At 65.0% G+C, this 26059-nt stretch carries 22 protein-coding genes and 1 pseudogene; 7 read left to right on the top strand and 16 right to left on the bottom strand.

What is annotated here, in order from left to right; translation table 11 throughout:
* Positions 1 to 96: 96 nt before the first annotated feature.
* From FXB41_RS29640 to FXB41_RS29605, 8 genes and pseudogenes are all read right to left on the bottom strand, one after another.
* Positions 97 to 924, bottom strand: a complete 828-nt coding sequence (locus tag FXB41_RS29640) for a hypothetical protein (protein WP_219684295.1) — start codon at positions 922 to 924, stop codon at positions 97 to 99.
* An 81-nt stretch (positions 925 to 1005) separates the two neighbouring features.
* Positions 1006 to 2295, bottom strand: a complete 1290-nt coding sequence (fsrB, locus tag FXB41_RS29635; RefSeq protein WP_219684293.1) for a siderophore utilization protein FsrB — start codon at positions 2293 to 2295, stop codon at positions 1006 to 1008.
* Positions 2296 to 2314: 19 nt separating this feature from the next.
* Positions 2315 to 4302, bottom strand: a pseudogene (locus tag FXB41_RS29630) (TonB-dependent siderophore receptor).
* A 514-nt stretch (positions 4303 to 4816) separates the two neighbouring features.
* Positions 4817 to 5482 carry a methionine ABC transporter permease gene (locus FXB41_RS29625; RefSeq protein ID WP_219684292.1) on the bottom strand — a complete coding sequence of 222 codons (666 nt, stop codon included), beginning with the start codon at positions 5480 to 5482 and terminating at the stop codon, positions 4817 to 4819.
* Complete coding sequence (locus FXB41_RS29620; RefSeq protein WP_219684291.1) at positions 5472 to 6638, bottom strand: methionine ABC transporter ATP-binding protein; 1167 nt, start codon at positions 6636 to 6638, stop codon at positions 5472 to 5474. The genes FXB41_RS29625 and FXB41_RS29620 overlap by 11 nt, the downstream gene beginning before the upstream one ends.
* Before the next feature lie 229 nt (positions 6639 to 6867).
* Positions 6868 to 8340 (bottom strand): DASS family sodium-coupled anion symporter, encoded by a 1473-nt coding sequence (locus FXB41_RS29615; RefSeq protein ID WP_219684290.1) that lies wholly within the window; start codon positions 8338 to 8340, stop codon positions 6868 to 6870.
* A 114-nt stretch (positions 8341 to 8454) separates the two neighbouring features.
* Positions 8455 to 9261 carry an enoyl-CoA hydratase/isomerase family protein gene (locus tag FXB41_RS29610; RefSeq protein ID WP_007591115.1) on the bottom strand — a complete coding sequence of 269 codons (807 nt, stop codon included), beginning with the start codon at positions 9259 to 9261 and terminating at the stop codon, positions 8455 to 8457.
* 33 nt (positions 9262 to 9294) lie between these two features.
* A complete protein-coding gene (locus FXB41_RS29605) occupies positions 9295 to 10053 on the bottom strand; it encodes a PA4824 family protein (protein ID WP_219684289.1) in 759 nt (252 codons plus the stop codon).
* A gap of 62 nt (positions 10054 to 10115) precedes the next feature.
* Between FXB41_RS29605 and nthA the strand changes: the two genes are divergently transcribed.
* Genes nthA through FXB41_RS29590 form a run of 3 tightly spaced genes read left to right on the top strand, consistent with a single transcriptional unit; the run spans position 10116 to position 11778 of the window.
* Positions 10116 to 10742: a nitrile hydratase subunit alpha gene (gene nthA / locus FXB41_RS29600; protein ID WP_007591118.1), complete on the top strand. Its 627-nt coding sequence runs from the start codon at positions 10116 to 10118 to the stop codon at positions 10740 to 10742.
* A complete protein-coding gene (nthB, locus tag FXB41_RS29595; RefSeq protein ID WP_007591120.1) occupies positions 10739 to 11398 on the top strand; it encodes a nitrile hydratase subunit beta in 660 nt (219 codons plus the stop codon). Before nthA ends, nthB begins: the two co-directional genes overlap by 4 nt.
* Positions 11398 to 11778, top strand: a complete 381-nt coding sequence (locus FXB41_RS29590) for a nitrile hydratase accessory protein (RefSeq protein ID WP_007591121.1) — start codon at positions 11398 to 11400, stop codon at positions 11776 to 11778. Before nthB ends, FXB41_RS29590 begins: the two co-directional genes overlap by 1 nt.
* A 147-nt stretch (positions 11779 to 11925) precedes the next feature.
* Here FXB41_RS29590 and queC read toward each other — a convergent pair whose 3' ends face one another.
* Positions 11926 to 12639, bottom strand: coding sequence for a 7-cyano-7-deazaguanine synthase QueC (gene queC, locus FXB41_RS29585; RefSeq protein ID WP_219684288.1), 714 nt, complete (start codon positions 12637 to 12639; stop codon positions 11926 to 11928).
* Positions 12640 to 12778: 139 nt separating this feature from the next.
* Between queC and mazG the strand changes: the two genes are divergently transcribed.
* Positions 12779 to 13639, top strand: coding sequence for a nucleoside triphosphate pyrophosphohydrolase (gene mazG, locus FXB41_RS29580; RefSeq protein ID WP_007591123.1), 861 nt, complete (start codon positions 12779 to 12781; stop codon positions 13637 to 13639).
* 190 nt (positions 13640 to 13829) lie between these two features.
* Here mazG and hflX read toward each other — a convergent pair whose 3' ends face one another.
* The 4 genes from hflX to FXB41_RS29560 form a co-directional block, all read right to left on the bottom strand.
* A complete protein-coding gene (hflX, locus tag FXB41_RS29575) occupies positions 13830 to 15212 on the bottom strand; it encodes a GTPase HflX (protein WP_219684287.1) in 1383 nt (460 codons plus the stop codon).
* Between the two features lie 11 nt (positions 15213 to 15223).
* Complete coding sequence (gene hfq, locus FXB41_RS29570) at positions 15224 to 15472, bottom strand: RNA chaperone Hfq (RefSeq protein WP_007591126.1); 249 nt, start codon at positions 15470 to 15472, stop codon at positions 15224 to 15226.
* 238 nt (positions 15473 to 15710) lie between these two features.
* Positions 15711 to 17081: a nitrogen assimilation response regulator NtrX gene (gene ntrX, locus FXB41_RS29565; protein WP_007591127.1), complete on the bottom strand. Its 1371-nt coding sequence runs from the start codon at positions 17079 to 17081 to the stop codon at positions 15711 to 15713.
* A gap of 15 nt (positions 17082 to 17096) precedes the next feature.
* Positions 17097 to 19490 (bottom strand): sensor histidine kinase, encoded by a 2394-nt coding sequence (locus FXB41_RS29560; protein WP_219684285.1) that lies wholly within the window; start codon positions 19488 to 19490, stop codon positions 17097 to 17099.
* A 173-nt stretch (positions 19491 to 19663) separates the two neighbouring features.
* Between FXB41_RS29560 and FXB41_RS29555 the strand changes: the two genes are divergently transcribed.
* Entirely contained in the window at positions 19664 to 19810 is a 147-nt protein-coding gene (locus FXB41_RS29555; protein WP_219684372.1) for a hypothetical protein, read from the top strand.
* Between the two features lie 167 nt (positions 19811 to 19977).
* Here FXB41_RS29555 and ntrC read toward each other — a convergent pair whose 3' ends face one another.
* Genes ntrC through dusB form a run of 3 tightly spaced genes read right to left on the bottom strand, consistent with a single transcriptional unit; the run spans position 19978 to position 23603 of the window.
* On the bottom strand, positions 19978 to 21420 hold the full coding sequence (gene ntrC, locus FXB41_RS29550) for a nitrogen regulation protein NR(I) (RefSeq protein WP_007591133.1): 1443 nt from the start codon (positions 21418 to 21420) through the stop codon (positions 19978 to 19980).
* 9 nt (positions 21421 to 21429) lie between these two features.
* Complete coding sequence (locus tag FXB41_RS29545; RefSeq protein WP_007591135.1) at positions 21430 to 22605, bottom strand: two-component system sensor histidine kinase NtrB; 1176 nt, start codon at positions 22603 to 22605, stop codon at positions 21430 to 21432.
* Entirely contained in the window at positions 22602 to 23603 is a 1002-nt protein-coding gene (gene dusB, locus FXB41_RS29540) for a tRNA dihydrouridine synthase DusB (protein ID WP_219684284.1), read from the bottom strand. Before dusB ends, FXB41_RS29545 begins: the two co-directional genes overlap by 4 nt.
* Positions 23604 to 23884: 281 nt before the next feature.
* On the opposite strand from dusB, the gene FXB41_RS29535 reads away from it, so the two are divergent.
* Both FXB41_RS29535 and FXB41_RS29530 read left to right on the top strand, forming a co-directional pair.
* Entirely contained in the window at positions 23885 to 25066 is a 1182-nt protein-coding gene (locus tag FXB41_RS29535) for a bifunctional 2-C-methyl-D-erythritol 4-phosphate cytidylyltransferase/2-C-methyl-D-erythritol 2,4-cyclodiphosphate synthase (RefSeq protein WP_219684281.1), read from the top strand.
* Between the two features lie 3 nt (positions 25067 to 25069).
* Positions 25070 to 25678: a CinA family protein gene (locus tag FXB41_RS29530; protein WP_219684280.1), complete on the top strand. Its 609-nt coding sequence runs from the start codon at positions 25070 to 25072 to the stop codon at positions 25676 to 25678.
* Positions 25679 to 26059: the final 381 nt, after the last annotated feature.

Raw genomic sequence — 26059 nt, 5'->3', positions numbered from 1 at the left:
CCATGAATGGCCCAGCTCTCGCCAGTGGCCATCCTTCGAGACGCCCGCGTTGCGGGCTCCTCAGGATGAGGTGCGGAGTGTCCTGAAGCTGCGCAGCTACCGCGCCATCAGCAGCTCCAACTGGCTCTGCGCCTTCTTCACGGCCGTCGCGTACCAGCCCTGGCTCGGTGCTTCCTTGGCGAAGCACGCCGTGTACGCGGTCATCGCATTGTCTTCGCGGGTGATGTCGCCGCGCGGGTCCTTCTTGTCGATGGGCCTCGCCATCATCTGCTTCCAGACTTTCTCGCAGGCCGGCATCTCGGCCGTCTTCACGGCGTCGCTGACGGCGAGAAAGAAGACCTTGTCGCCCTGGATCGCGACGACGTCGATTTCATGCGGCGGTCCCTTCAGATCGCCATTGCCGCGCACGCCCAGTACAGCAACCGCCGCGCTTGCGCCCGCGGGCTTCGTGATCGGCAGCTCGGCATATTTGGCGAAGGCGGAGTCCTGGATCGCCTGATAGTAGAAGCGGTCCGACTTGAACGCGGCGCCAATCTCCTGCGGCATGCCGTCCTCGCGGTGCTCGCGAAGCCAGTGCTTGAGCAGCGCGGTGGTGGTCACGACGGCCTGCATCTTGTCGCCTTCGGACGCGAAGCCGAGGCCGTCGAGATGGCCGAAGCCGGAGTCCCCCTTGAAGAGCGTGTCCGCGTTCGTCCTGCCGTCGGCCGGCAGTCCCTTGATCGCGACTGGGCCCACCAGGCCGCGCAGGACGCCCGTCAACTCCTTGAGCGCCGCGTCATGCTGCTTGGTGGTCTCGTCGTTTTCCGCAGCCTTCGAGAATTTCGCCATGTAGCGATCGCGCAGGTCGAGATAGTGCTGCTCGGGCGTCGCCGCATGAGCGGGCGTCGCCAGGACGAGCAGGCAGAGCAAGGCAAGCGATCTCATTCGAAGTCCGAAAGGCTGGGGGTGATCTCCTGTCTTTGTGCCGATGCCGGACGGGAAGGTTCATCCGGCAAGCCGGGTGCCCTACTCCGCCGGTGTGAGCTGCCGGTTCAGCCGCATCGCAGCCGTTTCCCGCACGCGCACACGCGCGCGGCGCTTGCGCCACCAGATCACGATTCCGGTGACCGAGAGTGCCGCCACCACCAGCCCCATGATCGAGATCAGGATGCGGCCGAACAGCCCGACGATGCGGCCCGAATGCAGCGGGAATTGCGCCTGCACGAAGATGTCGGCGGCGGTGCCGACCCAGGGCAGCCGTTCGCCGATCGGACGGCCGTCCTCGCTGTCGTAATAGAGCTGCGCCGGGCCGACCCCGCCGGCGCCGTGATCGTCGCCGGGATGGAAAAAGGCGGCGGCATAGACGCCATGAGCCGGCCCGTAATTGATAGAGCCGACCGGGACGGTCCACCCTCGCCCATTGCCGTCGGCCGCAGCGCGCGCCGCGATCTCGGCGAAAGTCACCTTGGGCTCGATGGGATCGTCGAGATCGCGATACGGCCGCTGCTCATAGGGCGTCGGCGTGTAGTTCGACACCATCTTCATCAGCGGCGAGAACACCTCGAAATAGAGGTTCAGCGAGAACGCCGTGAAGGCGATGATGAACAGCACGCCCCAGGTCCACAGGCTGAAAGCGCGGTGGATGTCGAAATTGATCCGGTAGGCGCTGCCTGACGGCTTGATGGTCCATGCCGGCGCCCAGCGCGCCCAGAAGCCGCGTTCGAGCTGGCGCGTGACCTGAGGCGCCCGCGCCGCCCTGGCGCGCCGCCGCGAGGGCAGCGTCAGGTAGAAGCCGACGAAGCAGTCGATGGTCCAGATGATCGCGATGATCCCGAGCAGGCGCATACCCCAGCGGTCGCTGCCCCAGAATTCCGGGATGTGCATGGTGTAGTGCAGCTTGTAGAGGAACGAGACGAAGTTTTCGCGCGTCACCGGCCACACTGCGCCCCAGTAGCGGCGGCCGAGCTCGACGCCGGTGTTGGGATCGAGGAAGATCTGATTGTAGTCGAGCGCGTAGCGCTTGCCGGTCGCGGGATCGATCCGCGGCATGACAAAGAACCACAGCGAGTGGCCCTCCTCCGGTGTCATGAACAGGTAGACGACGCGCGCACGGGGATCGCGCTGCTCGATCATCTTGGCGAGATCAATCGAGGGAATCGCCGGGCCCTTGCTGCTGACGTCGAACAGATGGCTGTTCAGGACCTCGTCGATCTCATGGTCCCAGGAGATGATCGCCCCGGTGATGCCGGAGAAGAACAGGAACCCGGCCGTGAGCAGTCCCGCCCAGCGATGCAGCCTGCCGAATATCGCTCTCATCGTTCGCCCTCGTTCCAACTCACCAGCGGTAGGTCAGCTTGCCGATGGCCTTGCGACCCTCCGCGTAGAAGCAGCCCGACAGGCTGTAGCAGGCGGCGACATAGCGGGTGTCGGCGAGGTTGGTGACGTTCAGCGATAGCCGCCAATTGTCCCTTGTGTAGGCGAGCAGCGCGTCCAGCACGGTCGAGGATCCGACCTTGAACGTGTTGGCGTCATCGCCCCAGGTCGCGCCGACATAGCGGACGCCGCCGCCGAACTGCAGGCCCGCGAGCGGCCCGGTCTGAAGCGTGTAGTCGTTCCACAGCGAGGCGCGGTTGAGCGGCACGGTGACCGGCGCCTTGCCGACATTGACCGGATCCTGCGTGACCATTGCATCGACATAGGCATAGGCCGCGCGCAAGTTCCAGCCGTCGGCGAGCGACATCGTGCCTTCGAGCTCAAGGCCGCGCGATTTTACTTGCCCGGTCTGTTCGGCAATGTTGAGCGGAGGCGCAAAGGTAACGACGTTGTCGCGCGTCAGGTCGAAGGCGGCGAAGGTGAACAGCGCGTTCCAGCCGATCGGCTGATACTTGACGCCCACCTCGTACTGCACGCCGGTCTCGGGATTGAGCAGCTGTCCGCTCGGGCCGGTGGCGAGCACCGGCAGGAACGATTCCGAATAGCTGAAATAAGGCGCGATGCCGTTGTCGAAATTGTACATCAATGCGGCGCGGCCGGTGAAGGCCGATGCATCCTTCGCGACTGACGTGTTGAAGACGCCGCTGTCCACCTGGGTCGTGACGAAATCCTGGCGGCCACTGAGCTGGAACGAGAGCCGGCCGAGCTTGATCTGGTCCTGGGCGTAGAGGCCGACTTGCGACTGCTTGACGCCGGTATCGTCGCTCATGGCGCCCATGGTCCAGTCGTAGCTGTAGACCGGATTGAAGACGTTGATCTCGGGCGCGGATGTCGTGACGCCAAAGGCGGTGTCGCGGAAGCTGGTGTTGCGGTAGTCGATTCCGACCAGCGTGGTGTGGCTGAGGAAGCCGGTGGTGAACTTGCCCTGGAGCTGATTGTCCACCGCGAAGGAGTTGATGTAGGAGTTGCTGTAGCTGCCGAAACGCGCGAGCTGTCCCGCGGCCTCGTCGGTATAGGCTCCGCCGAAAACACCTTCTCCTCGTTGTGCTGATAGGCATAGCGCAAATTCTGCCGGAACGTGATGTTGTCGGTGAAATTGTGCGAGAGCTGGTAGCCGGCGGTCGCGATTTCGGTGTTGAACGCGTTGAAGCTCGGCACGCCCGCGAAGAACGAGACCGGGATGGTGCGGCCGTTGTTCGGCCAAACCGTGCCCGAGGCCGGCAAAAACTGAAGGCCCCACCCTGCCCGGTCGCGCTGGTAGTTGGCGAGGATCGTGATAGTGGTGTCCTCGTTCGGCTTGAACGTGACGGCCGGCGCGATGAAGACGCGGTTGTCCTTGGTGAAGTCGACCTGGGTCTCGCCGTCGCGCACCACGCCGGTCAGGCGCCACAGCACGGTGCCGTCCTTGTTGGCGGGACCGCCCACGTCGAACTGGCCCTGGTAGCGGTTGAAGCTGCCGCCGGAGATCGAGACTTCGCCGAACTGCTGCGCCGTCGGCAGCTTGGTCACGTAGTTGAGGATGCCGCCGGTGCCGCTGCCGCCATACATCGCCGAGGACGGGCCCTTGAGGACTTCGAGACGCTCTGCGCCGTAGGGATCGAGACCGTTGAAGTGCACGTAATTGCTGGAGGGAATCCGCAAGCCGTCGACGTAGAGGCCGGACATGGTGGTGTCGAAGCCGCGAATCTGGAGGGCGCCGAAGCGAGTGTCGGAGCCGCCATTGACGTCGCCGCTGACGCCGGCGGTGTAGCGCAGCGCCTCACCGATCGAGACCGCGCCCTGATTCCTGACCTGGTCGGTCGTGACGACGGAGACGGACTGCGGGGTTTCGATCAGCGGCGTATCCGTCTTGGTCGCGGTGCCGCTGCGCGTCGCAACGAAACCGCGCACCGGACCGTTGGCGCGTTCACCCGTGACGCCGTTCGAGGATGCCGATTGGGTTGGCGCGGCTTGCTGCGCGGGAGAGCGACGATCGGCGCGCGCGGTGCGTGTCGCGCCTGACCTTCGCGATGAAGCGACCGCCGCAGGCCGGGCGCGCTGAGCCGGAGCTTCGACGGTGACGGCGGGGATCTGCGTCTGCGCCTCCACGGCACCGAAGGGAATGACGAGAGCAAATGTGCTGGCCGCTCCGAGGAAGAGAATCTGTATCTGTCGACGACGCGTGTCAGAACGCGAAACAAGTTGGAAGTCGGTCACGTCGAGGCCCCACGCACTGCCGGCTTCGCCGGTACCGTTTTTGATGCCTCGCCCTAACGCAGGCGATTTCGGAGTGCGATAGGAACTGCGTTAGAATTTCTCCAGACGCGTGCGCAACGCGTGCGACGAATGCGCTCAGTCGTGTCTCGAAGTCTGGAATGCTTCCAGACCGACAAGAACCTGCTTGTTCGAAATGTCTAAAACGGCGTCAGTGATGTCGCAGACGGCGATTGACCCGGCGCGCGAGATAATCGCCGGCGCTCTGCACGAGCTGCACCAGCGCGATCAGCACCACGACGACGGCCAGCATCATCTCCGGCATGAAGCGCTGATAGCCGTAGCGGATGCCGAGATCGCCCAGGCCCCCGCCTCCGACGGCGCCGACCATGGCGGAATAGCCGAGCAGGCTGACCACCGCGAGCGTCAGCGCCAGCAGAAGACCTGGCAGCGCTTCGGGGATCAGCACCTTGAACACGATCTGCATCGGCGAGGCCCCGAACGAGGATGCGGTCTCGATCAGGCCGCCATCGACCTCGCGGATCGCGGCCTCGACCAGGCGCGCGATGAACGGCGCCGATGCGATCGTCAACGGCACGATCGCGGCCGTCGATCCGATCGAGGTGCCGGCCACCAGCCGCGTGAACGGGATGATGGCGACGACCAGAATGATGAAAGGCGTGGACCGCGTCGCGTTGACGACGATGCCGAGTACGCGATTGACGACGGGCGCCGCGAACAGCTCGCCTTTCCGGCTGGTCGCGAGAAAGACGCCGAGCGGCAGGCCGAAGGCGGTGCCGATCAGCGCCGCGAGCCCGACCATGTACAGGCTCTCGCCGGTCGCCTGGACGATCAGGTTGATGAGTTCAGGCGACATAGCCGAGACGCTCCGCGGGAAATTGAAATTGTGAGAGCCAGGCCAGCGTGCGCGTCGTCGCGTCCTCGCCGCTGGACATGCCGAGAGGGATACCAAGCGTCAGCGAGCCCACATGCTGGCCGCCGATCTCGTCGATGCGGGCCGACAGCAGCGACACGTCGAGGCCGAGTTCGCGCGCGAGCCGCGCCACCAGCGTGTCGCCGGCCCCTGCCCCGCGCACCTGGACGCGGATCACGGCCTGTCCGCCCGCTGGCGGCTCCGAAACAATCCGGCTCGCCAGCGACACCGGCAGGCTGTCTCCGATCACTTCGGCCAGGAAGGATTGCGTGATCGGATGCCTGGGGTGGGTGAAGATGTCGGCGACATGGCCGCTCTCGACGACGTGGCCGGCATCGAGCACCACGACATCCCCCGCAAGTTGGCGCACCACGGACATCTCATGGGTGATCAGCACAATGGTCACGTCAAGTTCGCGGTTGATGTTCGCGAGCAGATCGAGGATCGCCCGCGTGGTCTGCGGATCGAGCGCCGAGGTCGCCTCGTCCGACAGCAGCACGCTCGGCCGGGTCGCGAGCGCACGGGCAATGCCGACGCGCTGCTTCTGGCCGCCGGAGAGTTCTGACGGGTAGCGGTCGTGCTTGTCGGCGATGCCCACCAGCGCCAGCAGCTCGGCCACGCGGGCACGGATATCGGCCTTGGCCCAGCCGGCGATCTCGAGCGGCAGTGCGATGTTGGCGGCTGCGGTACGTGAGGACAGCAGGTTGAAGTGCTGGAAGATCATGCCGATCGAGCGCTGCGCGAGCCGCAAGTCCCGGCCCGAGAGCGCCGAGATGACTCTGTTATCCACGACGACGCGGCCCGTGGTCGGCCTCTCCAGGCCGTTGATGAGCCGGACCAGGCTCGATTTGCCTGCGCCGGAGCGACCGATGACGCCGGTGATCGAACCGCGCGGGATCGCGAAGTCGATGTTTTGCAGGGCATTGACGCCGGGCTTGCCGCGATAGGCCGGATAGATTTTCGAGATGCCTTCGAAGCGGACCATCGCGTCAGGCGCAGTCGCGGCAGGTGGGATCGTGTCAGGTGAGATCGCGTCGAGCTGTTCGATCGGCTGTCCGATCGCGAGCGACGGGTGGACGTTCATGGAGGCGGCCTTCATGCACAATAGTTCCGCTTGCCCCTGGGGCATCCGGGAACCGGTCGCAAAAGCGACGGAGAGTGAAACCGCGATGAGGACTCGGCTGGAGCGCGCTGCACCGCAGCGGGCACCATCGCCCTTTCAGGTCTCTCTGGCAATGTCAGATATCGGCGGGGAGTTGGACGAAGTTTTCCAAATGTCTCCCCGCTGAAGAAAATTCATCTGCCGCCGTATGGGCCTCCCGCCCGGCTCAGGTGACCCGCAACCAGGGCCATACGATCAGCAGGAGCCCCGCGAAATAGAGCACCCCGAAGATCAGCCCAAAACCCCAGAACTGACCCTTGCCGATATAGCCGCTGCCGAAATACATCGGCGCCGGCCCCGTGGCGTAAGGCGAGATCACGCCCATCAGGCCGAGCGAATACATGCAGAGCATGGCGAGTGTCGTGACCGGCAGGTCGGGAATACCGGATCCGACCGCGAGCACCACGGGCAGCACGGCGGCGGCATGCGAGGTGATGCTCGAGAAGAAGTAGTGGATCCAGAAGAACAGCGCGACCAGCAGGAGCATCGCGGTCGACGGCGACAGCCCGGCGAGCGGCTTTGCATATTCGGTGGCGAACCATTTGATGAAGCCGATCTCGTTGAGACCCGAGGCCAGCGTCAGCAGCGAGGTGAAGTAGAAGAACACCTCCCAGGCGCTCTTCTCCGCGACGATGTCGGCAAACTCGATCACGCCCGTCACCAGCATCAGCGAGATCACGATGAACACGACGGTGGTGGCGTTGACGAAATTCGAGCCCAGAAGCGGCACGCGGATGTCCGGGCTCGAGCCCGCGATCCACAGGAACATCGCGACCAAGATCAGCGTCAGCATGATCCATTCGTTGCGCGACATCGGGCCCATCTCCGCGAGCTCCTTCGATGCCCATTCGGAAATTTCCGGGCTGCTCTTCACCTCCGGGCGGCAGACCGCGTAGCTGAGCAGCGGGACCAGCACCATCAGGAGGAGGCCGAGCGGCGCAAAGCCCAAGAACCACTGCGCCCAGCTGACGTCGATTCCGACGGTCTTCTTGGCGATGGCCAGCGCCGCCGCATTGGGTGCGAGCGCGGTGAAAAACAACGAGCTGGTGACGGCAGTCGACGCGAACGCGGTCCACATCACGTAGGTGCCGATCTTGCCGGCGGTCGGTCCAGGCTCGGAGCCGTAGATGCGCGGGATGTTGCTGATGATGGGATAGACGATGCCGCCGCTGCGCGCGGTGTTGGACGGCGTCGCCGGCGCCAGCAAGAAGTCCGATATCGCCACCGCATAGCCGAGGCCAAGCGTGTTGCTGCCGAGCTTTTGCACCAGCACGAGCGCAATACGCCGGCCCAGCTGGCTCTTGCGATAGCCGATCGAGAACACGAAGGCGCCGACGATCAGCCACACCGTGCTCTCGGCAAAGCCCGCCAGCATCCAGCGCAGCGACTTGGTCGGGTCGGGATCGATATAACCGCCGACGCCGGCAACCGTCAGCCCGATCAGGCCGACCGCGCCCACCGGCATCGATTCCAGGATGAGCCCGGTGATGACGGCCGCGAAGACGGCAAAATAGTGCCACTGATTGACGTTGAGCCCTGCCGGCACCGGAAACAGATAGATCACCAGCCACACCGCGAGCGGCGCGATCAGCTTCCAGCGAAACCCTTTCGCCTCAGGCGCCTGCGAGCTAGTGGTCATGGGCCCTCCCCCTCGATCGTCATTGTCGTTTGCCGGCCCGTTGATCGGGCCTATTTTGTCCCAGCGCCGCGTATACGGATAGTCCGCGGCGCAATCAATGGCCCCAGCCTGTTTCTACCGCCCTCTGAACTTCGGTTTGCGTCGCGTCAGGAATGCCTCGACGCCCTCCTTGTGGTCCTCGCTGAGGCTTGCCAGGGCGAACTGGTCGACGTCCATGTGGCTGGCGAGATTATCCAGCGCGTGCGCCAGCCGGTTGACCGTGAGTTTCGTCATGGCGACGGAGAGCGGCGGCTGCGCTGCCACCTTGCGCGCAAGCTCCATCGCGGCATCGAACGCATGGCCGGGATCGACCACCTGCTCGACCAGGCCCCACGCATAGGCCTCATCCGCGCTGATGCGCTGATCGGCCAGGATCACCGCCTGCTTGGTGCGAGCCGGGCCGATCAGATGCAGCATGCGCGGAATGCTTTGCCAGCTCATGTTCATGCCGAGCCCGATCTCGGGCACGCGCAGATGGGCATCGCGTCCCATGACGCGAAAGTCGAGCGCGACGGCCAGCGCCACGCCACCGCCGACGCAAAAGCCCTCGATGGCGGCGATCGTGATCTGCTCCATCTCCTGCCAGGCGTGGGTCAGGCGCGGTCCGAGCTTGAGATGCCGCCGCAGCGTGCCGAGGTCCATCTCCTTGCGCGAGCGGCCTTCGGCATCCTTGAGGTCGAAGCCGGCGCTGAACGCGTCCGCGCTGCCTGTCAGCACCACGACGGAGGTCGCGGCGTCATCCTCAAAACTGCGCGCGGCCGCGGTGAGCTGGCGCAGCGCCTCCGGCGACAGCGCATTGATGCCATCGCCGCGGTCGAACCGCACCACCGCAATCCGCCCCTCCGGCCCGAGGCCCTTCTCGATCTTGACATAGTCAGGCAACGCAAACTCCCCTGGTCTTGGTCTTCCTGGCGCTCACAGATGCCCGGTACGCCGATGTTCGGGTTCGCTTCCATGGACCGGAAACCGGATCGTGGTGCCGATGGTGATCCAGTTGGCATTTTCGCCGGTGATGTTGCGGCCGTAGATCACATCGACGGAGAATATCTCGTTCGGTCGGTAGCGGACACCGGTCTGGAAACGCGGCTGCACGGCGCTTGCGATCTCGGAGGCGCCGGCTTGCCCGTAAGCCTCGATCGTCCATTGCAAGGTGTCGGTGAATTTCCAGTCGAAGCCGATGCCGTAGGTCAGGTAGTGGCGATCCACCGTGCGATCCCAGAGCCAGCCGCCATTGACGTTGATGCGCATGGTCTCCGACAGGCGGAAGGTCGCGGGGACGACGGCAAAGGCGGATAGCGCATCGCCGGTCGCCGCGTCGAACGATCCGCCGCCATAGGCCGACAATCCCCACCGGCCGATCCCGGTCGGGATGAAATTCGTCTTGGCTTTTGGAGCGACCGTCGTGCTCCAGTCGCCATCGCTGCGGGCCCGGATGGTCTGCAGGCTCAGCTCGATCGGCCGGAAGGGGTCGACAACACAGGAGGGATTGGCGACCGCCGAAAAATCCGTGTTGGAAGCCGTCGACATCCAGCTCTCCACCTTGCAGGAGCCGACCTCGGAAATGTCGGCGGCATCGACCGCATAGGCGCCATTCGCGGCGCGCGCATCCTGCGCCGCGAATGCGCCAAGAGCCGCGATTGCGGCGGTTATTCCGGTTCTTGCAGCCCAGCCCATGGTGTGATGTTAGCAGAGTCTTCGCCTCGACAACGCCCGGATTCTGGGACTATCTTTGCCTCATGAGCGACCATCATCATCACCACGATCACGACCATTCCGAGCTGTCGGAGACCGAGCTGCGCGTGCGCGCGCTCGAGACGATCCTGACCGAAAAAGGCTATGTCGAGCCGGCCGCGCTCGACGCCATCATCCAGGCCTATGAGACCCGGATCGGTCCCCATAACGGCGCGCGCGTCGTCGCCAAGGCCTGGAGCGATCCGGCGTTCAAGACGGCACTGCTGGAGGACGGCTCGAAGGCGATCGGCACGCTCGGCCATGTCAGCCGCGTCGGCGACCACCTCGTCGTGGTCGAGAACACGCCGCAGCGTCACAACATGGTCGTGTGCACGCTGTGCTCCTGCTACCCCTGGGAAATGCTGGGGCTGCCGCCGGTCTGGTACAAGGCCGCGCCCTATCGCTCACGCGCGGTGAAGGACCCGCGCGGCGTGCTCGCCGATTTCGGCGTGCAGGTCGCCAAGGACGTTGAAATCCGGGTGTGGGATTCGACCGCCGAAACGCGCTTTCTTGTGTTGCCGATGCGCCCCGCGGGCACAGACGGCTGGAGCGAGGAGCAGCTCGCCGAGCTGGTCACGCGCGATTCCATGATCGGCACCGGCTTTCCCAAGGCGCCCGGGGCGCCGTCATGAACGGCGTGCACGACATGGGCGGCATGGACGGCTTCGGCAAGGTCGAGCCCGAGCCGAACGAGCCGGTGTTCCACGAGGAATGGGAGTCGCGTGTTCTCGCCATGGTGCGTGCGATGGGCGCGGCCGGCGCCTTCAACATCGACACCTCGCGCTTCTATCGCGAGACGATCCCGCCGCATGTCTATCTCTCGAGCTCCTATTACAAGAAATGGTTTCTCGGGCTCGAGGAGATGCTGATCGAGAAAGGCTATCTCACCCGGGAGGAAGTCGCCGCCGGCCACGCTATGCAGCCGGCCAAGGCGCTCAAGCACGGCAAATTCGATCTCGGCCAGGTCGAGCGCATCATGGTGCGCGGCAAGTTCGCCCGTCCTGCTCCGGCGCCGGCGAAATTCAAGATCGGCGACAAGGTTCGTACGAAGAACATTCATCCCGCAACCCACACCCGCCTGCCGCGCTATGTGCGTGGCCACGTCGGAATTGTCGAGCTGAACCATGGCTGCCACGTGTTTCCGGACTCGGCGGCGATGGAGCTCGGCGAGAATCCGCAATGGCTCTACACGGTCGTGTTCGAGGGCCGCGATCTCTGGGGTGCGGATGGCGATCCAACCTCGAAAGTCTCGATCGATGCGTTCGAGCCGTATCTGGACCCAGCCTGATGAGCAGCACCGCTGCTGCTGCCGCGACGGCAGCGATCCCGAGCATTCCGCGCGATGATGACGGTCCGGTGTTCCGCGCACCCTGGGAGGCGCACGCCTTCGCGATGGCGCTGACGCTGCACGAGCGCGGCGTGTTCACCTGGCCCGAATGGGCGGCAGCCCTGGCCTCCGAGATCAAGCGCGCGCAGGCGGCCGGCGATCCCGATACGGGCGAGACCTACTATCTCCATTGGCTCGCCACGCTGGAGGGTCTCGTCGCGCGCAAGGGCGTTGCGTCTGCGGAGACGTTGCATCGCTACCGCGACGCGTGGGATCACGCGGCAGATCGCACCCCGCACGGCAAGCCGATCGAGCTGAAGGCTGAGGATTTTGCGCAATAGTCGCTTTGGGTACACCCTCACCCCAACCAACACTGTCATTCCCCGCGAAGGCGGGGAATCCAGTACGCCGCGGCCTCGCGATTATCACTATCGTCTCGGAGTACTGGATCACCCGCTTTCGCGGGTGATGACACCGAGTCTATGGCGTCACCGCCCCGCCACATACTCCCGCCACCCCTTCGCCCGCAGGCTGCAGGCCGGGCACTCGCCGCAACCGTAGCCCCAATCATGCTGCGCGCCGCGTTCGCCGAGATAGCAGGTGTGCGACTGCTCGCGGATGAGGTCCACCAGCCCGTCGCCGCCGAGGTCATGGGCGAGCCTCCACGTCGCGGCCTTGTCGATCCACATCAGCGGGGTATGCAGCTCGAATTTGCGGGCCATGCCGAGCGACAGCGCGGCCTGCATGGCGCGGATGGTGTCGTCGCGGCAATCGGGATAGCCGGAATAGTCGGTCTCGCACATGCCGCCGACGATGTGACTGATGCCGCGCCGGTAAGCCAGCGCCGCGGCGAATGTCAGGAACACCAGGTTGCGGCCGGGCACGAACGTGTTCGGCAGGCCGTCGGCGCCCATCGCAATCGCGACGTCGCGCGTCAGCGCCGTCTCGGACACGGCCGCCAGCGTCGGGATCGACAGCGTGTGGCTCTCGCCGAGCCTGGAAGCCCAATCCGCGCGCAGGCCCTTGATGCCGTCGAACAGCCGGTCGCGGCAGGCCAGCTCGATGGCGTGGCGCTGGCCGTAATCGAACCCCAGCGTCTCCACGCGCGCAAAACGATTCAGCGCCCAGGCGAGGCAGGTGGTGGAATCCTGGCCGCCGGAGAACAGCACCAGCGCGGTTTCGGATGAAAATGCGTCGCTCATGGCCCGCGCTTTAGCATTGCGCACGCGGCTCGCCAATCCGGCCCGCCAACCGGTGGAAATCACCCTGTTCCGCCGCGCTACGCTGGGAACGGGGGCTCGCTTTTGGCATAAGGCTTGAGAGCCAGGAGACTGCCCCGCAATGACCCCTTCCCGCGACATTTCCCGCCTGATCGAGATCATGGCGGCGCTGCGCACGCCGGTGACCGGCTGCCCCTGGGACCTCGAGCAGAATTTTGCGACCATCGCGCCCTATACGATTGAGGAAGCCTATGAGGTAGTCGAGGCCATCAGCCGCGGCGATCTCGACGATCTCTGCGAGGAGCTCGGCGACCTGCTGCTCCAGGTCGTCTTCCACGCCCAGATGGCGTCGGAGCAGAACGCCTTTGCTTTTGGCGATGTCGTCGAGGCCATCACGCGAAAAATGATCCGGCGCCATCCTCACGTTTTCGCCGACAAGGACGGCAACCTCGCCTCCTCCCACGTCAAGGAAGTCTGGGATCGCATCAAGGCCGAGGAGAAAGCCGAGCGCGCCGCGCGCCGGCCGCCGGAACAAATGCCGCCGCACAAATCATTGCTCTCGGGCGTCAAGGCCGGCCAGCCCGCCCTGACGCGCGCCATGGAGCTGCAGCGCAAGGCCTCCACCGTCGGCTTCGACTGGAACGATCCGCGCGCGGTGCTGGCAAAAATCCGCGAGGAAGCCGATGAGATCGAGGCAGCACTCGACCGCAACGACAGCGAGGGCCTGGCGGAAGAGACCGGCGACCTGATGTTCGCGCTGGTCAATCTCGCCCGCCATGTCGATGCAGATCCGGAAGCCGCGCTCCGCGCGACCAACGCGAAGTTCGAGCGGCGTTTTGCCTATATCGAGCGGGCGCTGGAGGCGCAGGGGCGGACGCTGGAGCAGGCATCGCTCGCGGAGATGGACGCGCTGTGGAATGAGGCGAAAGGTGAGGCGAAAAGCGCTGCGCCGGCGGAGAAAAGCAACCAAGCCCGCTCCTAGCTCGAGCGTCGTCCTGGCGAAAGCCAGGACCCATTACCCCGAATGCACATTGTTGAACCACGCTGGAGCTACCAGCGTGCCAATTCCAGCCGCTTGTGGTTATGGGTCCCGGATCTGCGCTTACGCTTGTCCGGGACGACAGCGTTGCTTGAGGCAGCAGTTAGCTCAACTCACTGGCGGGCGACGGCGTCTACGCGGACAGTCGCGGCACGGCGTCGAACCTGTTCACCACGATATCCCGCTTGGTCTCGTCCACCCGTACCGTCATGTCGAAGCGGCCGTCGTGCAGCTCTTTCGCCAGCACCTCGGAATTCCGATGCAGCCAGCTGATGCCGGCGCCGTCGGAGGCATCGATCGAGAGATCGAGCGTGATGCGCTTGGCCGCCAAGCGCTCCTCGATTGCGGCGAGCAGTGCGTCGACCCCCTCGCCCGACACAGCGGACACCAGCATCGCCGGATGATCCTCCGGCCTGCGCGCGGCGATGTTCAAAAGTTCTTCGCGCTGTTCGGGACCATAACGGTCGATCTTGTTCCAGACCTCGATGATGCGGCCTGAATCATCGGGATTGATGCCGAGCTGGCGCAGCACGGCGTCGACGTCGCTCTGCTGCGCCTCGGCGTCGTCGTGCGAGATGTCGCGCACGTGCAGGATGACGTCGGCTTCCAGCACCTCCTCCAGCGTGGCGCGGAAGGCGGCGACGAGCTGCGTCGGCAAATTGGAGATGAAACCGACGGTGTCCGACAGCATCGCCTTGCCGCCATGCGGCAGGGTGAGCGCGCGCAGGGTCGGATCGAGCGTGGCGAACAGCATGTCGGCGGCCTGCACGTCGGCGCGGGTCAGGCGGTTGAACAGCGTCGACTTGCCGGCGTTGGTGTAGCCGACCAGTGCGACCACGCGATACGGGACGCGCTGGCGGCCTGCGCGATGCAGGCGGCGTGTAGCCTGCACCTTCTTCAGTTCGCCCTCGAGCTTGGAGATGCGCTCCTGGATCAGGCGGCGGTCGGCTTCGATCTGGGTCTCGCCGGGACCGCCCATGAATCCAAAGCCGCCGCGCTGGCGTTCGAGATGGGTCCATGAGCGCACCAGGCGCGAACGTTGGTAGTTGAGATGCGCGAGCTCGACCTGGAGCGAGCCTTCCTTGGTCTTGGCGCGGCGGCCGAAGATTTCCAGGATGAGGCCGGTGCGGTCGAGCACCTTTGCCTGCAGCTCCTTCTCGAGATTGCGCTGCTGGATCGGCGCAAGCGCGCAATCCATCACCACGAGCTCGACGTCCAGGCCCTTGGCGAGCGCGGCGATCTCCTCGACCTTGCCCTTGCCGATATAGGTCGTGGGGCGGATCTGGCTGATCGGCGCGATGATTGCGTCGGCAACGACGAGATCAATCGCGCGTGCGAGGCCGGCGGCTTCGTCGAGCCGGGCTTCCGCGTCACGCAGGACATGAGCTTCCGATTGCGCGTCGGCATTGCCTGCGCGCACCCGCAAATAGGGACCGATGACAAGCACCCGCCCCGTCTGCTTATCCCCTGCCGACCGCGGACGGTCGACATCCCCGTCGAAATTCCGGGGTTCCAATCAGATCACTCTCAAGCCGGCTGGTCCTCGCCGCCTTCGAACAACTGGATCGGAGCGCCCGGCATGATGGTCGAGATCGCATGCTTGTAGACGAGCTGCGAGTGACCGTCGCGCCGAAGCAGCAAACAGAAATTGTCGAACCAGGTCACGATGCCCTGGAGCTTCACTCCGTTGACCAGAAAGATCGTCAGTGGCGTTTTGGTTTTGCGAACGTGATTAAGGAAGGTGTCCTGCAGGTTTTGTGCGCGGTCTGCCGCCATTGTTTTTTTCTCGCTTTGAGTTTCTTTTTATTGCGCCGGTTGCGGCCCTCTTTTGAAAATTCGGGGTCCTCGTCCGGTTGCCGTCCCTCATGAGATCCCCCTCGGAGGGACAGCGGTTCAATTAGAGGACAGGTAGGCTTATTAGGCAAGCCGCTTCACGCGGCAGCCCATGCCGTATTGCCCCGAAAAACTAGGGAAATCGATGATTTTCCTCGCCTATTCGAACGACGTCGCAGCGTTAGCCGACGCCGAGCGCCTTCAACTTCCGGTGCAGTGCCGAGCGTTCCATGCCAACAAACTCGGCCGTGCGAGAAATATTTCCTGAGAAACGGCTGATCTGTGCAATCAAATAGTCGCGCTCGAACACTTCGCGCGCTTCGCGCAGCGGCAGGCCCATGATGTGCTCGCCATTGTTGCTGGTCGGCATCGCCGGCACCATGGAGCCGACGTCCTGCGGCAGCATGTCGGCCGTGATGATGACCTCCGGCCCGCCCGCGGCCAGAATCATGACTCTCTCAACGTTGTTGCGGAGCTGGCGCACATTGCCCGGCCAGACATGCGACTGCAGCACCGCCATCGCGTCCTGCCCGATCTGCCGCTTGGGCAGGCCGCTGCCCGCGGAGATCTGCTCCATGAAATAGTCGATCAATTCCGGAATGTCCTCACGCCGCTCCGACAGCGCGGGCACGCGGATCGGCACCACCGAGAGCCGATGATAGAGGTCCTCGCGGAAATGGCCGGCCGCGATCTCCTCTTCGAGGTTGCGCGCGGTGGAGGAAATGATGCGGACGTCGACCTGCACCTTGCCGTTGCCGCCGACGCGCTGGAACGACTGCTCGACCAGCACGCGCAAGATCTTGTTCTGGGTCTCGCGCGGCATGTCCGCGATCTCGTCGATGAACAGCGTGCCGCCGTGGGCCTCTTCGAGCGCGCCGGGCTTGCGCGCGTGCTCGCCGTTGGACTGCTCGATGCCGAACAGCTCGTGCTCCATCCGCTCGGGCGTGATCGCAGCGGCGTTGATGACGACGAAGGGGCCGTCGGCGCGGCCCGAGGCCGTGTGCAACGTGCGGGCGGTCAATTCCTTGCCGGCGCCGGCGGGGCCAACGATCAGGATGCGGCTGTTGGCCTTGGCCGCACGCTCGATGGTCTGGCGCAGCTGGTTCATGCTGGGCGAGCGGCCGACCAGCGAGCTTGCGCTCGGCGCGAGCTGCTTCAGCTCCTTGACCTCGCGCTTGAGCCGCGAGTTCTCAAGTGCACGGTTGGCGACCAGGATCAGCCGGTCGGTCTTGAACGGCTTCTCGATGAAGTCGTAGGCGCCACGCTTGATCGCGGCGACCGCGGTCTCGATGTTGCCGTGGCCGGAAATCATCACGACCGGCAGATCGGGGTTGTCCTTCTTGACCTGCTCCAAGAGCTGCAAGCCGTCGAGCTTAGAGCCCTGCAGCCAGATGTCGAGGAACACCAGATGCGGCCTGCGGTTGGCGATCTCGGCGAGCGCCGTATCGCTGTCGCGCGCGGTCCGGGTCACGAAGCCCTCGTCTTCGAGGATGCCCGCAACGAGATCCCGAATATCGGCCTCATCATCGACAATCAGAATTTCACTTGCCATGTGTCGCCTGTTTTCTCAGCTGCCTGTTGAGGCTTCGATCTTCGTTGAATCATTGGTCTTTTCAGCCGGCTCTTTGGTTTCGGCGGCCGCCTGTTTTGTTTCCGGATCCTTGACGGATTGCGTGGCCGTTTCGCCGATGTCCGGCTTGGCCGTTGCCTCGGCTGCCGGTTCGGCCCCCTCGCTTTTCGCGGGAGCGCCGGAGATCGCAAAACGCATCCGCATCCAGGCGCCACGCTGGCCCTCGCGGAAATCCGAGGCATCCTTCAGTTCGATGCGCCCGCCATGGTCTTCCAGCACGCGCCCGACGATCGCGAGCCCAAGGCCGGTGCCCTTGGCGCGTGTCGTCACATAGGGCTCGAGCAGGCGCGAGCGCGCAACCTTGGGCAGGCCGATACCGTTGTCGACGACGTCGATTAGAACGTCCTCGCCCTCGCGCGAGACCACGACGTCGATCCGGCCTTTGCCGAGCTCCTCCAGGGGGACCTGCTCGATCGCCTCGGTGGCGTTCTTGACAATGTTGGTGACCGCCTGCGAGATCAGCCGCCGGTCGAACTGGGCGCGCAGCGGATCTTCCTTGAACTCGGCCTCGATATCGATCTCGGGGTGGGCGACCTTCATCAGGAAGACCGCCTGCCGCACTGCGTCGGCGACGTCCTCACCCTCCATCACCGGCTTCGGCATCCGCGCAAAGCGCGAGAACTCGTCGACCATGCGACGGATATCGTCGACCTGACGCACGATGGTATCGGTGCACTGTTCGAAGATCTGCTTGTCCTTGCCCTCGGTGATGTCCTTGCCGAATTTGCGGCGAATGCGCTCGGCGGAGAGCTGGATCGGGGTCAGCGGGTTCTTGATCTCATGCGCGATGCGGCGCGCGACGTCGCCCCAGGCCGAGGTGCGTTGCGCCGAGACCAGCTCGGTGATGTCGTCGAGCGTGATGATGTAGCTGTCGTGCGGCTGGCTGGTCTTCTCGGCGCTGACGCGAACCGACAGATTGCGTTCCTGCCCGTCCCGCGTGATCGTGATCTGCCCCTGCACCAGGCGCTGGGTCCCTTCCCGCGCGCTCTTCATCATCTCTTCGAGCTCGGGCAGCACGTCGGAGAGCGGATGGCCGAGCGTCTCGGCTTCGGAGTGCCCGATCAGCTTTTCGGCGGAACGGTTGAGAATGCCGACGCTGCTTGAATTATCCACGCCGATGATGCCGGCGCTCGCGGACGACAGCACCGCCTCGATGAAGCGGCGGCGGCTGTCGATGAGGTCGCTGGCGTTGACGAGCTCGTCGCGCTGGCTGCGCAACTCCTCCGTCATCTTGTTGAAGGTCTCACCCAGCTGGGCGAGGTCGCCTTCCGACTGGTGCACCGGCACTTTCACGTGGAGATCGCCCGTCGACACCGTCTGGGCTGCGTTCATCAGCCGCCGGATCGGCGAGACCAGCGAGTTGGCGAAGTTGAGGCCGATCAGCACCGAGGCCATCAGGATGGTCAGCGCGATCACCGCGAACATCAGCGCGAACGCGACCTGGATGCCGAGCCGGCGCGACTCGATCTGGGCGTATTCGGCGACGCTGACCTCGGTCTGCTTGAGCTGGTTGACGACATTCGGATCGAGCGGCCGCGCGACGTAGAGGAAAGTGTCGCTGAAGGCGCGCAAGCGGACCACCGCGGCGACGAAGCTCGCATCGGGCAGCACCGCGATTTCGGGCTCGGATTCGTTGACGTTGCTGAGGAAGTCCGGTGCCGGCGGCGAATAGGCCAGCCGCATGCCGGTGTCGGCGGATTCGAGAATGTTGGTGTTCTTGTCGATGATCATCGCGCCCGGCAGGTTGCGCGAGGCGGCGCTGGAGGTCAGCAATTCGCGAAACGAGCGGCGATCCTGGTCGTAGAGCGGCCGGGCGTGGGCGATGTCGTTGGCCATGCCGAGAATGTCGCCCCGGATCAGCTGAGCGTGGTCCTGCATGTAGGCGCGCGCGATCGTCAGCGAATTCTGGATCACCTCCTTGGTCGGGCCGGAGAACAGGCGGTCGAGGCCGCGCTCGATGGTGACGTTGGCGACGACGGCGACCAGCACCGCCGGCAGCACCGCCACGATCGAGAACAGGCTGACGATCTGGACATGGAGGCGCGCCGCCGCCCTACCCCGCCGTCGCGCCAGGATCAGCTGCCAGAGTTCGCGGATGATGATGCCGACCAGCAGCAGGATCGTGGCCGCATTGATCAGATAGAACGAGCGGACAACCGCAGGGGTCGGTTCGATCGACGTGAGGCCGGTCAGGACCAGGAACGTCAGGCAGGCCGACAGCAGGGCCAACGCCACGGCGAACGGCGCCAGCCAGCGTCGCGCCGACCAACGCCGGGGCTCTTCCGCTGGGGCCGTGTCAAAGGATGCGGCCGAGGTGTCTGCGCTGGTCATTCCGGCAATGGGTGCTGAAAACGGGGTCCGCGGCGGGCGGATACTGATGTATTCGTACCACATTGTTGCCGAATTGCGACAATTCCGCGGCGCCCACGCCGCGACTGACCCGCGCATCCACAGCGACATGCCGGAGGGCGGGAACGCATCCCGGCCCCAGCGGCTTGACGGGGATGCACAGGTTCTTTCTCGCAATGATGGTGTCGGCCGTGCTGCTGCTGATCGTGGCGGCCGACCTGCTGGTCAATGGTGTCGGGGTGCAGGAGCCCAATGCGAACGTCGCCAGCGCGATACAGGTATCAGGCCGATTTGTCAGATAGGTGTGAGGCCGCGTCCCGCGGCTGAATGACCATTTGAATGTTCCGGCGGAACATTTCAGTCCGATCGGGACTTCTGCTCACCGCGTCAGCCACAACGGCCAGCGCGATCCGGACAGGCTCAGCTCCGCTTGGTAGGGGGAGCTGAGCCACCGTCCGTTGCGGAAAGGCTAGCCCCCGCTCCGATACACCTGGATATCGAGATCCCGAATCTTCTTCCGCAGCGTGTTGCGGTTGAGGCCGAGCAGATCGGCGGCACGGATCTGGTTGCCGCGGGTCGCCGCGAGCGCGGCCGTCAGCAGCGGCACCTCGATCTCTTTCAAGATGCGGTGATAGAGGCCCGGCGGCGGCACGCCGTTCGGGAAGCCCTGGAAGTGCGAGGAGAGATACGCTTCCACGGCGCCGCCGAGATTGTCGACGCCATGCTGGACTGCGGCACCCGGGCTGACCGTGGGTGGCGCCAGCTCGCCGTCGATGACGGAGCCGGTGATCACATCCTGCGGATAGAGCGCCGCGAGGCGGCGGGCGAGGTTCTCGAGCTCGCGCACATTGCCCGGCCAGCGGTGCTGCTTCATCCGCTCCAGCGCCAGCGTGTCGAGCTTTTTCGGCGGCAGTCCGTCCTTCTCGGCCAGCGCGAAGAAATGACGGATCAGATCCGGAAGATCCTCGATGCGCTCGCGCAAAGGCGGCAGCCGCAGCGGCACGACGTTGAGGCGGAAGAACAGATCTTCGCGGAACAGGCCCTGCTGGATCAGGACTCGCAGATCCTTGTTGGAAGCCGCGACGATGCGCACGTCGGTCTTGATCGGAGTGCGGCCGCCGACCGTGGTGTATTCGCCCTGCTGAAGCACGCGCAGCAGGCGGGTCTGCGCCTCCATCGGCATGTCGCCGATCTCATCCAGGAACAGCGTGCCGCCCTCGGCCTGCTCGAACCGGCCGGAGGCGCGGGTGTTGGCGCCGGTGAAGGCACCGCGCTCATGGCCGAACAGTTCGGACTCGATCAAGTCACGCGGGATCGCCGCCATGTTGACCGCGACGAACGGGCCGTTGCGGCGCTTGCCGTAATCGTGCAACGCGCGCGCCACCAGCTCCTTGCCGGTACCGGACTCGCCCGTGATCATCACGGTGAGGTCGGTCTGCATCAACCGCGCCAGCACGCGATAGATTTCCTGCATCGCCGGCGAGCGGCCGACCAGCGGGATCGCCTCCATCTCGGCGTCGTCGTTCGGCGTCGCGACCCGCTCCTTGGGCTCGGCCAGCGCACGGCCGACGATGGCGATCAGCTCCTTCAGGTCGAAGGGCTTCGGCAGATATTCATAGGCGCCGCGCTCGGAGGCCCGGATCGCCGTCATGAAGGTATTTTGCGCGCTCATGACGATGACCGGCAAATTCGGCCGCATCTTCTTGATCCGCGGCAGCAGGTCGAACGCGTTCTCGTCGGGCATCACCACGTCGGTGATGACGAGATCGCCCTCCCCCTGGCTGACCCAGCGCCACAGCGTCGCGGCATTGCCGGTCAGCCGCACTTCGTAGCCGGCGCGGGATAGTGCCTGATTGAGAACGGTGCGGATGGCGGTGTCGTCATCAGCAACGAGAATGCTACCTGCGGGCATCGTTAATCCTCATTTTGCCCCCTGTGACGCAGACGACGACTTCCCGGCAGAGCCGTCGCGACTGCTTTGATCGGCATGTTTCACCGATGTGGAATACATCGGCATCAGCACGCGGAAGGTGGTCTTCCGCGGCTGAGATTCGCATTCGATGATGCCCCCGTGGTCCCCGATGATCTTTGCGACCAGCGCGAGGCCCAGACCCGAGCCGGTCTGCTTGGTGGTGACGAAGGGATCGAACAGATTTGGCAGGAGATCGTCCGGCACGCCTGGTCCGTTGTCCTTCACGCAGAATTCGAGCGGCAGGGATACACGGGATTTTTGACCGGGGACTGACAGGCGCACGCCGGGACGAAACGCGGTGGTGAGCTGGATTTCGCCGTCGGGAACGTCGATCAGCGCTTCGGCGGCGTTCTTCACGAGGTTGAGGAACACCTGGATGAGCTGGTCCTGGTTCGCCAGCACCGGCGGCAGCGAGGGATCGTAGTCCTCGACGAAGCGGATGTTGCGGGCAAAGCCGGACTGCGCCAGCCGTTTGACGTGATCGAGCACCGAATGGATGTTGACGGGGCCGCGCACCACGGGGCGCTCGTCGCCGAACACCTCCATGCGGTCGACCAGAGTCACGATGCGGTCGGCCTCGTCGCAGATCAGCCGCGTCAGCATGCGGTCTTCCGAGGAGGCCTGCTGCTCCAGGAGCTGCGCCGCGCCGCGGATGCCGGAGAGCGGGTTCTTGATTTCATGCGCCAGCATCGCGGCGAGCGCGATCACCGAGCGCGCGGCGCTGCGATGGGTGAGCTGGCGGTCCATCTTGTCGGCGATGGAGCGCTCCTGGAGCATCACCACGATGTGGCCGGGCCGTTCCGTGACGGGGGCAACGTGCAGATCGACCTGGCGGTCTCCGCCCATGCGTGGCGTGCCCAGATCGACCTTGTATTCGTTGACCGGTGCGTTCGACGAACGCACCTGGTCAATCAGCGCCAGCAAGGGGCTGCCGAACGGCACCAGCTCTTTCAGCGACTGCCGCTTCAAGAACTGCGTCGAGATATCGAAGAAGGCTTCGGTTGCGATGTTGGCGGCGACGATCTTGCCGTCCGGCCCGATCATCAGCGTCGGATTGGGCAGTGCGTCCAGGATGGCATCGCTGTCGGACGGAAACGGCCGACGATGTTCAGCGGCTGAGCTCATGCAGCGGCGCTCCATGCGAAGTCGTCGAAGGCATCTTGCAGTGACCGGTGGACAAGGCGCGGATCCTCCGAGGTGAGGATTTTCTGGCGCCAGGATTTCAGCTTCTCGGCCGGCGCACGGCTCACATCGGCCGCGACGTCGAGGGCCCAGCCGAGATGTTTTCGTGCGTGCCGCAGACCGACGCGCAGGCCGTAGAGCGCGCAGACGCCTTCATAGAGCGTGCGGACATAATGCAGCTGCGTCTCGAGCGACGGCGTGGCTTCCGCCGCCCCGCCCTTCAGGCGCCGGCCGATCTCACCGGGCAGCCAGGGCTGTCCCTGCGCACCGCGGCCGATCATCACGGCATCGGCGCCGGAGGCCTCTAACGCCGCGAGCGCCTTCTCGTAAGTCGTGATATCGCCATTGACGACGAGCGGAATGGAGATGGCGTCGCGCACGGCGCGGATCCCGTCCCAATCGGCCTCGCCCTTGTAGAATTGGCAGCGGGTGCGGCCGTGCACGGTGACGAGCTTGACGCCTGATGCCTGTGCGCGCCGCGCCAGTTCCGGTGCGTTGCGGGTGCGGTCGTCCCAGCCGAGCCGCATCTTCAACGTCACGGGCACCTTCACCGCCGCGATCGTCGCTTCGATCAGGCTCACGGCGTGGTCGAGGTCGCGCATCAAGGCGGAACCGGACTGGCCGCCGGTGACGTGACGGGCCGGACAGCCCATGTTGATGTCGATGATATCTGCGCCTTCGGCTTCAGCGATCCGGGCGCCCTCTGCCATCCAGTGCGTCTCACAGCCGGCGAGCTGGACCACGTGCGGACCAATACCCGTGGCTTCGCAGCGCAACCGGGACATATGATGGCCATTGGCGAGTTCGTCGCTGGCCGTCATTTCGGAGACGACGAGACCGGCGCCGAGCTCCGCGGCCAGCCGGCGGACGGGCGAGTCAGTCACCCCCGACATCGGCGCCAGGAAGACCGGGGTGGCGACATCAATATCGCCTATCTTCAATGGCTTAAAGCCAGATACTGCCGAGCCGGTCACAGGGGTCTCGTTGCGTTGGCAGCGCCTCATCGCGCCTGCCATGACCTATCTTGCGCACAATTCTTGTGCAGTCAAGCGTCATGCCTACAGTTTAGACAGTTCTGCCGATCTTTCAAGTGCAGTGCAGCAAAATGCTGTTTCCCACAATCCGGGGAAACCCCCTTTTTTTGCGGGCCTGCCGTGCTAGAGGCATGCGGCAATCACCCCACCCCCGACTCTCTTCATCATCAAATGAGTATTTGAGTCCTATGGCGAAATCACAGCGCACGGCGGTCGTTCTCGTCGCGGCCGGACGCGGCCTGCGCGCAGGCGCCGGTGGCCCCAAGCAATATCGCGAGATCGGCGGCGTACCGGTGATCTATCGCGCCATGGAGGCCTTCAGCCGTCATGCGGACGTGTTCGCGGTTCAACCGGTCGTGAACCCCGACGACAGCGCCATGTTCACGGCAGCGGTCGCAGGGCTCAGCCACGAGGCGCCGGTCAATGGCGGCGCGACCCGGCAAGCCTCGGTGCTCGCCGGGCTCGAAGCGCTCGCCAGGCACAAGCCCGACATCGTCCTGATCCATGACGCCGCGCGCCCTTTCGTTTCGGAAGGCGTGATCACCCGCGCGATCGATGCGGCCAGCCGCACCGGCGCCGCGATCCCCGTCGTTCCCGTCACCGACACCATCAAGGTCACCGGCGAGAACGGCAATGTCGAGGACACGCCGGACCGGGCGCGGTTGCGGATCGCACAGACGCCGCAATCCTTTCGCTTCGACGTCATCCTCGAAGCGCATCGTCGCGCGGCCAAGGACGGGCGCAGCGATTTCACCGACGATGCCGCGATTGCCGAATGGGCGGGATTGACGGTTGCAACCTTTGAAGGCGATGTTGCCAATATGAAGCTCACCACTCCCGAGGATTTCGTGCGCGAGGAAGCGCGGTTGGCCAGCCTGCTCGGCGACATCAGGACCGGCACGGGCTATGACGTGCACGCCTTCGGCGAGGGCGACCATCTCATGATTTGCGGCGTGCGCGTGCCGCACACCAGAGGCTTCCTGGCCCATTCCGACGGCGATGTCGGCCTGCATGCGCTGGTCGACGCCATCCTCGGCGCGCTCGCTGACGGCGACATCGGATCGCACTTTCCGCCCAGCGACGCGAAGTGGAAAGGCGCCTCCTCCGACCAGTTTTTGCAATACGCCATCGAGCGCGTCACCCAGCGCGGCGGCCGCATCTCCAATCTCGAGGTCACCATGATCTGCGAGCGGCCGAAGATCGGTCCCTTGCGCGACACCATGCGCGCGCGCATCGCCGAGATTTCCGGCGTCGACATCTCCCGCGTCGCGGTCAAGGCGACCACCAGCGAGCGGCTCGGCTTCACCGGTCGCGAGGAAGGCATCGCGGCCACCGCGAGCGCCACCATCCGTCTGCCCTGGAGTGTCTAGGCCATGGCTGGCAGCGACGCACGCGCCCTCTCCCGCTCGCTGCTCGATCTGTGCCGGATGCGCAAGCTGACGATCGCGACCGCGGAGTCCTGCACCGGCGGTCTCGTCGCGGGCGCGCTGACCGACATCCCCGGTTCGTCAGACGTCATCGATCGCGGCTTCGTCACCTATTCCAACGATGCCAAGCGCGCCATGCTCGGGGTCGAGGCCGGCACGCTTGCGAATTTCGGCGCCGTCAGCAAGGAGACCGCAACAGCTATGGCGGTCGGTGCGCTGGAGCGTGCCGGCGTCGATCTTGCGGTCGCCATCACCGGCATTGCCGGCCCTGGCGGTGCCACGCCTGGCAAGCCGGTTGGCCTCGTCCACTTCGCCGCCGCCGCGCGCGACGGACGCATCGTTCACCGCGAGCATCGCTTTGGCGCGATCGGCCGTTCCGCCGTGCGCCAGCGCTCGGTGGTCGAGGCGCTGCGCATGCTGATGGATCTCGCCCGCGGCCCAGTCCAGGCCAAGCCGCGCCGTGAAGCCGCGGTAACCCGCCTGCGCCCCCGCGTGACACGCTCGCCGCGCCGGCACGCCGTCAAACGCAGGACTCCGCGCTCGCCGCGGGGGTGACTCCCGTAGCCCGGATGGAGCGAAGCGCAATCCGGGATTCGTTCCGCGGATACGGCGTCCCGGATTACGCTTCGCTCCATCCGGGCTTCAATCCCTTGCGTTGCCCGACGGGCAAAACACCCAAACGACGGGTCAATCCGCTCGCGCAAAAATATTCCGCTTTACCGAAATTCGGCTTTGGCGTATTCCTTCGCCACCTCGTCCCTGTCAGAGGGGCGTATCGCGATCGTCACGAACGCGGGGTGAGCTGCGGTGGACGCTAGTCACATCGGCGCGAAGGGCCTCGCAGGGCGGCAAAACTGTGAGCGAAGGCGTCGCGCACACGACCGGTGCTATTAGCGTACGGCAAAACCGTGTCGTTCTGACGCCCGGGGTCTGTGC

The organism is Bradyrhizobium canariense (assembly GCF_019402665.1).
Taxonomy (GTDB): domain Bacteria; phylum Pseudomonadota; class Alphaproteobacteria; order Rhizobiales; family Xanthobacteraceae; genus Bradyrhizobium; species Bradyrhizobium canariense.
This window is presented reverse-complemented; position numbering and strand designations above follow the sequence as displayed.